This window comes from Cellulosimicrobium sp. CpK407, assembly GCF_051844275.1.
Classification (GTDB): Bacteria; Actinomycetota; Actinomycetes; order Actinomycetales; family Cellulomonadaceae; genus Cellulosimicrobium; species Cellulosimicrobium cellulans_G.
The window spans coordinates 45,004-55,367 of sequence record NZ_JBGNYC010000033.1 but is presented as its reverse complement, the minus strand read 5'-3'; the positions used below and the strand labels follow the sequence as shown (position 1 = coordinate 55,367).

Genomic DNA, 10,364 nt, shown 5'->3' with positions numbered 1-10,364 from the left:
GGTGACCAGACCGCCGTCGGGCAGGACCACGGCTCTATCGCGCGTCGCGGCGCCTGTTCGGCGCGGGGGCGGGGTTCGCCGTAACCTGGCAGACGTCGTCGGCGACGTCCGCGACGCAGGCGGGCGGGCACCGGCGCTCTCCCACCCCGTCGCCCCGAGGAGGCCCCGTGCCCGAGCCCGTCACCGCTGCGCCTGGTGCGGCAGCAGCCCCCGACTCCCTGCCGCACGTCGTGGTGGTCGGTGCGGGGTTCGCCGGCCTCGCCGTCGTCAAGGGGCTCGCGAAGGCCCCCGTGCGCGTGACGCTCGTGGACCGCCGCGTCTACAACACGTTCCAGCCGTTGCTCTACCAGGTCGCGACCGGCGGCCTGAACCCGGGTGACGTCACGTACTTCCTGCGCGGGCTGCGGCTCAAGCAGAAGAACGTGCGGGTGGTGCACGAGCACCTCGTCGGGATCGACCACGAGGCGCGCCGCATCCGGCTCCTCAACGACGAGTGGGTCGACTACGACTTCCTCGTCGTCGCGAACGGCGTCACGGCGAACTTCTTCGGCACCCCGGGCGCCAAGGAGAACTCGTTCCCCATGTACTCGCGGTCGCAGGCGATGAAGATCCGCGACACGCTCTTCATCCGGCTCGAGAAGGCGGCGGCGAACCCCGGGACGGACGAGGGTCTGCGCGTCGTGGTCGTGGGCGGCGGCGCGACGGGCGTCGAGGTCGCGGGGGCGCTCGCCGAGCTGCGCACCGCGGGCCTGCGCCCCGCCTACCCGGAGATCCACGGCGACGCGTTCGAGGTGAAGATCGTCCAGCGCGGCGGCGAGGTGCTCAAGTCGTTCCACCCGAGGCTGCGCCGGTACGCCGCCGAGGAGCTGCGACGTCGCGGCGTCGGCCTGCACCTGGGGGCCGGGGTCGCCGAGGTGCTGCCGGATGCCGTCGTGCTCACGGACGGCACGCGCATCCGGTCCGACCTCACGGTCTGGTCGGCGGGCGTCCACCCGCACGAGGAGGTCGACGACTGGGATCTGCCGCGCGGCGAGGGCGGGCGCGTCGTCGTCGGGGACGACCTGCAGGTGGAGGGTCTGCCCGGGGTCTTCGCGGCCGGCGACATCGCGATCTCCCCGGCGGGGCTGCCGCAGCTCGCGCAGCCGGCGATCCAGTCGGGCGCTCAGGTCGCGCGCAACATCGAGGCGCTGCTCGCGGGGTGCCCGACGACGTCCCTGCGCTACTTCGACAAGGGCACCATGGCGGTCATCGGGCGGCGCGCGGCGATCGCGGAGGTCGTCGGGCGGCTGCGGCTCACGCGGGGCGTGGCGTGGCTCGCGTGGTTGTTCGTCCACATCATGGGGCTCATCGGGCCCCGCAACCGGCTGACGACGCTCGCCGGCCTGGTCACGCGCTACGGCTTCCCGTTCCACCGGCGGCCGATCCCCATCGTCGGCGACGTCCCGACCGTCCGGCCGCCCAAGCGCACGGCCCCGCGCGGCGGCTGACCCGCGCTCGAGGATCACCCGGCCCTGCCCCCTCCCCCGGCCGCACGCGCGGCGACCGTCACGTACCCTCGAAGACGCAGGGAAGTTCGCAGGGGCAACGGGGGCACGTGTGGTGGCAGGACGAACGACGGCACCGTCGACGACGACGGGCCGGCAGAAGGACATCTCCCAGGAGCACGGGGCGCACCGCGTCGGGCGTGCGCGCACGACGGCGGTACCGCGACGGACGCGCGTCGTCGTGCTCGCGGCCGTGGCGGTGGCGGCGCTGGCGGGCTGCCGCGTCGAGGGGGTGCCGGGCGGTCCCGGGACCCCGACGCCGTCGCCCACCGTAGAGCCGACCACGGGCCCGACCGGGGAGCCGACCGGCGACCCGACGACCGGCCCCACCGACGGCCCGACGACCGGGCCGGGCAGCCCGGTCCCGCCGGGCGGGTCCGACGGCATCGAGCTCTCGGTCGAGATCGAGCCCGCGTTCCCGATGCCGAACCTCGTCGAGACGAGGCTCAAGCAGGCGCGCGCCGACCTGGAGCAGCGGGGCGCGGTGACGGTGGTGGTCGTCGACGCACGCGACCCCCAGGCGGGCGCTCTGCCGGGCGCGTCGAACGGCTGGACGGTCTGCGTGCAGGACCCGACGGGCGGCGACCTCGTCCGGGCGTCGGAGACGGTCGTCCTCGGCGCCGCCCCGAACGCCCGCCAGTGCCCCTGACCAGTCCCTCGGGTGGCGGTGCGGCCGGTGCGGGAGCACCGTGGGACCAGACCGCGAGATCGGCCTGACGGTCTCGAGATCGGCCCTCCGGGGGTCGATCTCGGCCACTCGGGTCGATCTCGACGCCCGCAGACAGGAGCACGCCGCATGAAGATCGCCCTCGTCGGTGCCCACGGCAAGGTGGGCCGGCTGCTCGTCCCGATCCTCGTCGACCACGGCGCCGCCGTGACGGGGATCGTGCGCGCCGAGGAGCAGCTCCCGCTCGTCCGGCGCCTGGGCGGCGACCCGCTCCTGCTCGACGTCGAGAGCGCGTCCGTCGACGAGCTCGCCGCCGCGCTCGGCGGGTTCGACGCCGTCGTGTGGTCCGCGGGGGCGGGCGGCGGGAACCGGGAGCGCACCTACGCCGTCGACCGCGACGCCGCGAGCCGTTCGATGGACGCCGCCTCCGCCGCCGGCGTGAGCCGGTACCTCATGGTGTCGTGGATCGGGTCCGTGCCCGACCACGGCGTCGACCCCGACTCGAGCTTCTTCGCCTACGCGGACGCCAAGCTCGCCGCCGACGACCACCTGCGCGGCACCGACCTCGACTGGACGATCCTCGGGCCCGGCACGCTGACCGACGACGGCCCGACCGGCGCGATCCGCGTCGTCGGTGACGGCCCCGACGGGCTCGACGGCGCCGACGACGTCCCGAGCGGCGCCGCGTCACGGGTGTCGCGCGCAGACGTCGCGATGGTCGTCGCGCAGGCCGTGCGCACCCCGGCGACCGTCGGGCGCTTCGTGCGGTTCACCGCGGGCGGCACGCCGATCCTCGAGGCGCTCGACAGGTAGCCGTCAGCGCCCGAGTCGGCGGCCCACCCGCTCGCGCAGGTCGAGCGCCGTGCGGCGCCACGTCGCCGCGCGCGCCACGACCGACCCGACGCTCGTGTCCTCGGCGCGCACGTGCACGACCTCGACGCCGCGCTCGGCGGCCGTGCGGACGATCGTGTCCGTGGCGCCGCGCAGCGCGAGCTGGAGCAGGACGCTCGTCGTGCTCGCCTGCGCCTCGCCCGTCCCGAACCGCCGCCGGTAGACCACCTGCGTCACCACCCGGTCGAACATCGGGTCCGACGGCGCGTCCGCGACCGTGTCGGCGACGTCCGCGCCCGGGGCCTCCGCATCGTCGTCGGGCAGGTCCGGGACGCTTCCCTCGGCGCCGGCCGTCCCGAGGAGGGCCTGGGCGTCGGCGACGGCGTCGTCGCCGTCCGCTTCCGGCGGGAGCACGGCGAGGTAGAGCGAGAGCAGGAGCTCGCTGATCTTCCGCAGGACCCACGCTCGGCCGGGCAGCGGGGGCAGCGCCACGACGTACTGCGCGAGGTTCACCTCCAGCGCCTCGGCCGACAGGCACGTCCACGCGGGCGCCGTGCGCACCTCGACCACGCGCTCCCAGTCCACGTCCTTGCCGTCGAGGCCCACCCGCCGGGGGCCGATCGTCACCGCGCCGAACCGGTCGAGCAGCGCGAGCGGCGCCGTCGCGAACCGCGGCACGTAGGGGACGAGCCGCACGACCCCTTGGACCGACACGTCCCACTCGCGGTCGAGCGGGTACGACGGCCGCGGGTACGCGGCGATCGCGCGCCGCACCCACTCCGCGACGACCTCGTCGAACGCACCGTCGTCGGCGGGACCGGCGCCCGTCCCGCCGTCGGCCTCCGCACCGTCGGCCGCGAGCGCCTCGACGAGCGCGTCCTCCAGCGCGGCGTCGAGGTCCGGTCCGGCGCCATGGTCGGCCCCCGGGTCGACGGCGCCGCGCACGGCCGCCTGTCCGCCCTCGAGCAGGTCGACCGGGTGCTCGCCGGGCCGGGTGCCGGGCTGCTCGGCCGGCTGCCCGGCCGGCTGCCCGACGTCGCCCCGAGCGCGCCGGCCGAGCGGGCCGGGCAGCGAGAACGAGGGGCGCGGGAGCGTGGGGCGCGGCACCGCCGGGACGCGCAGGAGGCGCTTCTCGCCGAGCAGCCGTGCGAGGGTGCTGCGCCCGTCGCCCGATGTCGTGCCGGGCAGGTCGGGGCCCTCGCCCGGCTCGTCGTCCGTCGTCGTGAGGAACGGTTCCTTCGCCACGTGACCCCCTGTCCGTCGCGCCTCCCGACGGCGCACCGCGGGCCAGCGTAGACCTGGTGGGGGCGCAGGCGGGGCCGCCCTCCCGTGGAGGACGGCCCCGCCGTCGTGCGACCCGCGCGGCGTCAGCCGCAGGCGATCGCGTCGTACGCGACGTCGTACGTCTGCGCGTGGTTCTCCCCGCCGCCCGCGAGGCGCGCGACGACGCTCACGGTGCCCGCGTCGACCGAGGCCGACCGGGTGGAGAACGACTGGTACGCGTTCGCGTCCGGAGCGACCTGGCCGAACGCCCGCTGGCCGAACGGCGTCACGAGGCGCAGCGACACGGGCTGGTCCTCGCCGTTGGTCGCGCGGACGGCGACGTACGCGGTGCCGTTCAGGCACCGCGCCTCCGCCTCGATCGCGTCGACGCGGGGGTTGCCGACGCCGTTGATCGCGAACGTGTCCTCGGACAGCGAGGCGACCGCGTGCCCGATCGCGCGGGACATGATGTCGAGCGCGGTCGCGTCGACGTTGTCGATCGTGTCCGCGGGCGAGTGGTAGTTCGGGTCGTAGAAGATGCCCTCGGTGCCGCCGAACAGCGCGACCTCCTCGGCTGTCTTCGAGCCGTCCGCGCCGGTGAACAGGCCGGACGCCGGGATCCCGTTCTCGATGAACGCCTGGTAGTCGGAGCGGCCCGAGAACTCGGTGTCGACCCACGCCTGGTCGATGCCGTCGAAGTAGTCGGTGAACACCGCCTCGGTCTCGGCCGAGCCCGGCGGCACCTCGACGGGCGCGGGGTACGTCGACTCGTTCGCGTCGTACACGCCGATGATGTAGTTCGGCGAGCCGACCATGTCGAAGTTGAGATAGGTCGCGATGTCGTCGAGCGCCGCGGGGTCGTTCTCGACGAGGTCGCTCACGTAGTGCGTCGAGCCGCGCAGCCCGACCTCCTCCGCGCCCCACCACGCGAACCGGACCGCGTTCTCGACGTCCTGGCCGCCGTCGGTCGCGGCGGCGAGCTGGACCGCGACCTCCAGGATCGCGGCCGACCCAGAGCCGTTGTCGTTGATGCCCGGGCCGTCCTCGACGCCGTCGAGGTGCGCGCCGACCATGACGACGTTGTGGTCGCGACCGCCCGGCGTCTGGGCGAGCACGTTGAACGTCTCGAACTCCTCGACGTGCGTCTGCAGGTCGTAGGTCGCGACCGCCTCGGCACCGCCCGCGATCGCCGCGAGGATCGCCTGGCCGTCGGCCTGCGTGATGCCGACGGTCGGGACCCAGACGTCGCTGGCCTCGCCGAGGGTCGGGTTGAGCGCGCCGTCGGTGTTGTTGTAGAGGATCACGGCGGCGGCGCCGGCCTCCGCGGCGAACCGTGCCTTGTCCGCGAACGGGCACGACCCGCGGCTGACCAGCGCGACGGCGCCGTCGACCGCGACCCCGTCCCAGGTGTCGGCGGTGCAGCCCTGGACCAGCGCGTCGGCGGGCTGGACGATCGGGCCCGTGACGCCGTCGTCCGGGGTGTCGGGGGCGAACTCGGCGGGGTACACGTCCGACGTCACCTCGACGCCGGCCGCGGTGAGGGACAGGTCGTCGGTGACCAGGTCCTCGAACGTGAAGTACTGGCGCTCGGGCTCGTAGCCCGCGGCCCGCAGGGCGTCCTCGACGTAGACGGCGCTCGCCTCGTAGCCGGGCGTCTCCATCGCGCGGTTGCCGCCGTTGGCGTCCGCGATGTCCTGGAAGTCCTGGAGCCGCTGCATGACCGCGTCGCCGGTGACGAGGTCCTCGAGCGGGGGAGGCCCGTCGGCGGCGCGGAGGCCGCCCCCGGGGGCAGCGCCGACGGGCGCTGCGGTCAGAGCCGCGAGCACGAGGCTCGCGGCGGCGGCAGACGGGACGATCGTTCGTGGTCTCACGCATCCTCCTCGACAGTGGCCCCCGCCGACCGACCCCGGTCGTGTCGGGGTCCGGCCGAGTCGCACACGAGACGCGACGCTGCGAGGGCTCGTGTGCTCGCGAGCGTAGGCCCACGCGGCCACGCGCGAAACCCCTGGGCGCGCACGGGTCGGCTGTGGTCGGCCCGGGTGGCGACCAGGCGTGGGCGGCGTCGGGCAGACTGTGCCCGTGCCCGGATTCGCCGTCGTCGACCTCGAGACCACGGGGTTCTCCCCGCGTCTCGGCGACCGGGTCGCCGAGGTCGCGGTGGTGCTGGTCGACGCCGCGGGCCGGGTCGAGGACGAGTGGTCCACCCTGGTCAACCCCGAGCGCGACCTGGGGCCCCAGCACGTGCACGGCATCGCGGCGGCCGACGTCGCCCTCGCCCCGACGTTCGACCGCGTGGCCCCCGCGCTCCTGCGCCTGCTCGCCGGGCGCGTCCTCGTGGCCCACAACGCGGCGTTCGACACACGGTTCCTGCGCGCGGAGATCGGGCGCGCGGGCATCGCGGCCGCGATCGACCCCGTCGCGTGCCTGTGCACGCAGCAGCTCGCGGGCCGGTACCTCACGGGCTCGCGCGCGCTCGCCGCGTGCTGCGCGGCCGTGGGCGTCGTGCACGACGGCGTCCACTCGGCCCTGGGCGACGCGCGCGCCACCGCGGGGCTGCTCGGGTACTACCTCGACGTCGCGGCCGACGACGAGTGCTGGGACGTGGCACGCGCCGCGGCCGACGGGGTGCGGTGGTCGCTGCCCGCCTCGCTCCCCGGCGTGGAGCCGGTCCTGCGCGGCGCGAGCCGCGCCCGCGGGCACTGGCTCGCCGGGCTCGACGAGGCACCGAGCACCCGCGCGGGCGACGCGCGCGCCCAGGCCGAGCGCCCGGACGTCGACACCGAGACCTACCTGCGTCTTCTCGACGCCGCGCTCCTCGACCGCTACGTCTCGCACTCGGAGCGTGCGGCGCTCCTCGCCGAGGCGCGGCGGGCCGGGCTGGACCGGGCCGCGGTCGAGGGCCTGCACCGCGACTACCTGACCGCCCTCGCCCGGGCGGAGCTCGACGCCCTCGACGGCGCGACCGCCACGGGCGATCGCGACGACGGCGGCTCCGTCCGCGACGACCCCGCGCTGCACGAGGTCGCCGGCCAGCTCGGCCTCGACGCCGACGACGTCGCGGGAGCCGTCGAGGCGGCGCTCGGGGCGCGCCTCGCGGCCGAGCTCGCCGTCGCGCCACGCCCGGCGTTCGTGCTCGCCGACGGCGACGAGGTCGTGCTCACCGGGTCGATGTCGCGCACGCGCGAGGCCTGGGAGCGCGACGTGCGGGCCGCCGGCCTCTCGCCCTGGCCCTACGTGACGCGCCGGAGCCGGCTCGTCGTCGCCGCCGATCCGGACTCGCTCTCGACGAAGGCCCGCACGGCCCGGCGGTACGGCATCCCCGTCGTCACCGAGGCGGCCCTCGCGGCGCTGCTCACGGCTCGGGGAGGGCCGAGCGGACGCACGTCGGGCGCCGGGGTGCGACGCTGGGCGTCATGAGCCCGCACGCCTCGCCCGGCACCGGCACCGGCACACCGGCCGATGCCGGTACCGACGCCGACGCGCTCGTCGACGGGCTCTTCGCGCTGCCGCTCGAGCAGTTCGTCGTCGCCCGCACTGCGGCGGCGAAGGAGATCAAGGCGTCGGGGGACGCCGTGGGTGCGGAGCGCGTGGCACGGCTCGCGAAGCCGACCGTGGCGGCGTGGGTCGTCAACCAGGTCGCGCGCGAGCGACCCGACGACGTCGCCGCCCTCGTCAGCCTCGGGGACGAGCTCCGCGACGCGACGGCCGACCGCGACCGCACACGCATCCGCACGCTCGACCGGCTGCGGCGCGAGCGCGTGGAGCGCGTCGTGGGCGAGCTGCGCGACGCGGGCGAGGTCGCCGGCCGGGCGGTCTCCGCGACGGCGCTCGACCGGCTCGCGGAGACGCTCACCGCCGCCGTCATGAACCCGGACGCGGGCGCGCTCGTGCGCGCGGGGCGGCTCTCGCAGGCGCTGCAGCACGTCGGGTTCGGGATCGTCGACGAGGGCGGCGAGCCCGCCGACGTCGTCGAGCTGCGGGCGCGGACCGGCGGCACCGCGGGGCCGGGCGGGCCTGGGACCGCGGGCCCGGGGACGAGCACGACGCGCGGCGGGCGCGGAGCCCGGTCCGCACGGGCCGACGCCGGCTCGGCCGACGGGGAGAGCCCCGCGGAGGACGCCGTGGCGGCCGCGGAACGGGAGGTCGAGGAGACGGCCGCCGAGGTCGACCGCCTCGAGGCCGAGCGCGACGAGGCGGACACGCGCGTGCGCGCGGCGAGCGACGCCGTCGGGCAGGTCGAGGACGAGCTCGGGCGCGTCGAGGACGAGCTGGCCCGGCTCGCCGACGAGCGCGAGGACCTGCGCGCGCGGCTCGCCGAGGCGCGCGACGCCGTCGCAGCGGCCCAGGAGTCGCTCGACGACGCCGACGCGCGGCTCGACGCCGCCGAGGAGCGCGCCGCGGCCGCCCGCAAGGCCCGGCGCACCGCGCGCCGCGGGTGAGCGGACCCACCGGGTCCCGGCGTCCGACGCGTGCGTGCCGCGCCGACCGACGCGCTACGGAGCGGTAGGGAATCCCCGTACGCCGGTGCGGGAGAACCACACGATCGGCCACCGACCGTTGACCTGCGGCGGGTGCGGCGGCACCGTCGGCCCATGCCCCGCACCGCACGCGGCGACGCCGCCGCCGCCCACTCGCTCCCGGCCCTGCACCCGGCCTCGACCTCGGCTCCGACCCGGCCCGGTCGCCGCCGCACGGCGCTCGTCGGGCTGGTCGTCGGAGCCTGCGCCGTGCTCGCCGGGGCACCTGCCGCCGCGACGAGCGCGGTGGCGAGCGACGCCGTCGTGCACGTCGCCACCGCGAACGAGCTGCGCGCTGCGCTCGGCGCCGCTGTGCCGGGCCAGACGATCGAGCTGGCGGACGGGACGTACGTCGGCAACTTCAAGGTCACGGGCCGGGCGGGGACGGCGAGCGACCCCGTCGTGCTGCGCGGGAGCGCCGCGGCCGTGCTGCGCACGTCGAGCGGGGGCGGCAACGTCCTGCACCTCACCGACGCCGACCACTGGACGGTGCAGGGCATCACCGTCCAGCACGCGCAGAAGGGCATCATGGTCGACTCGTCCGACCACGTGACGATCGACGCCGTCACGGTGCACGACCTCGACATGGAGGGCATCCACTTCCGGTCGTCGAGCTCGTACGGGATCGTGCGCGGGTCGACCATCCACGACACCGGCCAGAACCTGCGCGGCATGGGCGAGGGGGTCTACGTCGGCTCGGCGAACGACTACTCCGACCGGTCGGACCACGTGCAGATCCTCGACAACACCATCGGCCCGCTCGTGCGCGGGGAGAACGTCGACGTCAAGGAGGGGACGACGGGCGGCCGGATCGCGGGCAACACGTTCGTCGGCGACGGGCTCACGGGGGCGAACTACGACGACTCGTGGGTCGACGTGAAGGGCAACGACTACGTCGTCGAGGACAACGTGGGGACGGTCACGACGAAGTCCGGGTTCCAGACGCACCAGCAGTCCCCGGGGTGGGGCTGCGGCACCGTGTTCCGCGGCAACCACGCCGACCTCACGGGCGCGACGGGCAGCGGCCGGTACGCGATCGAGGTGACGGTGCACGACCCCGTGACCTGCCCGGTCACGGTGACGGACGACAACACGGTCGTCGGCGGGGACGGGCTCGTGAACCCCGGCGTCCCCGTGACGGCCACGGGCGGCGGCACCCCGACGCCCGACCCGACGGAGCAGCCCACGCCCGACCCGACCGACGAGCCCGACCCCGACCCCGACCCGACGGACACCCCGACGCCGGAGCCCGAGCACCCCGCGGAGTGCGACGACCCGTCGCTCGCCGGATGGTCCGCGACGACGGTCTACGTCGGCGGCGACCGGGTGCTGCACGGCGGGAGCCTGTGGCAGGCGCGGTGGTGGACGCAGGGCGAGACGCCGTCGTCCGCGGCGTGGGGGCCGTGGCAGCACGTCGCGCTCTGCTGACGCCCGCGGGTCGGGCGGAGCGGGTCGGGCACCGCGTCGTTCGTCGTCCGCGAACGCGGGACTGAGCCGGGCACGCTCAAGGTTGGACAGGTCAGGACGCCACGGGCCGACCGT

General features: G+C 75.9%; 8 protein-coding genes. 6 read left to right on the top strand and 2 right to left on the bottom strand.

Features of this window, described 5'->3' with window-relative positions; all coding sequences use genetic code 11:
• Window positions 1-167: 167 nt before the first annotated feature.
• From ABWU78_RS14520 to ABWU78_RS14510, 3 genes are all read left to right on the top strand, one after another.
• A complete protein-coding gene (locus ABWU78_RS14520; protein WP_439158785.1) occupies window positions 168-1,487 on the top strand; it encodes an NAD(P)/FAD-dependent oxidoreductase in 1,320 nt (439 codons plus the stop codon).
• A gap of 112 nt (window positions 1,488-1,599) precedes the next feature.
• Entirely contained in the window at window positions 1,600-2,193 is a 594-nt protein-coding gene (locus ABWU78_RS14515) for a hypothetical protein (RefSeq protein WP_353708220.1), read from the top strand.
• Window positions 2,194-2,340: 147 nt separating this feature from the next.
• Window positions 2,341-3,024, top strand: a complete 684-nt coding sequence (locus tag ABWU78_RS14510; protein ID WP_253054353.1) for an SDR family oxidoreductase — start codon at window positions 2,341-2,343, stop codon at window positions 3,022-3,024.
• Window positions 3,025-3,027: 3 nt separating this feature from the next.
• On the opposite strand, the gene ABWU78_RS14505 is transcribed toward ABWU78_RS14510, so the two are convergent.
• Both ABWU78_RS14505 and ABWU78_RS14500 read right to left on the bottom strand, forming a co-directional pair.
• Window positions 3,028-4,287 carry a hypothetical protein gene (locus tag ABWU78_RS14505; protein WP_439158784.1) on the bottom strand — a complete coding sequence of 420 codons (1,260 nt, stop codon included), beginning with the start codon at window positions 4,285-4,287 and terminating at the stop codon, window positions 3,028-3,030.
• Window positions 4,288-4,409: 122 nt separating this feature from the next.
• The gene (locus ABWU78_RS14500) at window positions 4,410-6,176 is read right to left on the bottom strand and encodes a M28 family peptidase (RefSeq protein ID WP_253054357.1); all 1,767 of its coding nucleotides are present in this window, start codon (window positions 6,174-6,176) and stop codon (window positions 4,410-4,412) included.
• A 208-nt stretch (window positions 6,177-6,384) separates the two neighbouring features.
• Between ABWU78_RS14500 and ABWU78_RS14495 the strand changes: the two genes are divergently transcribed.
• The 3 genes from ABWU78_RS14495 to ABWU78_RS14485 all read left to right on the top strand — a co-directional run bounded on the left by ABWU78_RS14495 (window position 6,385) and on the right by ABWU78_RS14485 (window position 10,250).
• A complete protein-coding gene (locus ABWU78_RS14495; protein ID WP_439158783.1) occupies window positions 6,385-7,722 on the top strand; it encodes an exonuclease domain-containing protein in 1,338 nt (445 codons plus the stop codon).
• Window positions 7,719-8,744, top strand: coding sequence for a hypothetical protein (locus ABWU78_RS14490; protein ID WP_439158782.1), 1,026 nt, complete (start codon window positions 7,719-7,721; stop codon window positions 8,742-8,744). The genes ABWU78_RS14495 and ABWU78_RS14490 overlap by 4 nt, the downstream gene beginning before the upstream one ends.
• A gap of 153 nt (window positions 8,745-8,897) precedes the next feature.
• Window positions 8,898-10,250 carry a carbohydrate-binding protein gene (locus ABWU78_RS14485; RefSeq protein WP_439158781.1) on the top strand — a complete coding sequence of 451 codons (1,353 nt, stop codon included), beginning with the start codon at window positions 8,898-8,900 and terminating at the stop codon, window positions 10,248-10,250.
• The last annotated feature ends 114 nt before the right edge of the window (window positions 10,251-10,364 follow it).

Excerpts from the sequence above, each read along its gene's own strand:
- ABWU78_RS14510 (WP_253054353.1), top strand. The coding sequence starts at position 2,341 with ATGAAGATCGCCCTCGTCGGTGCCCACGGCAAGGTGGGCCGGCTGCTC.
- ABWU78_RS14490 (WP_439158782.1), top strand. The coding sequence starts at position 7,719 with ATGAGCCCGCACGCCTCGCCCGGCACCGGCACCGGCACACCGGCCGAT.
- ABWU78_RS14485 (WP_439158781.1), top strand. The coding sequence starts at position 8,898 with ATGCCCCGCACCGCACGCGGCGACGCCGCCGCCGCCCACTCGCTCCCG.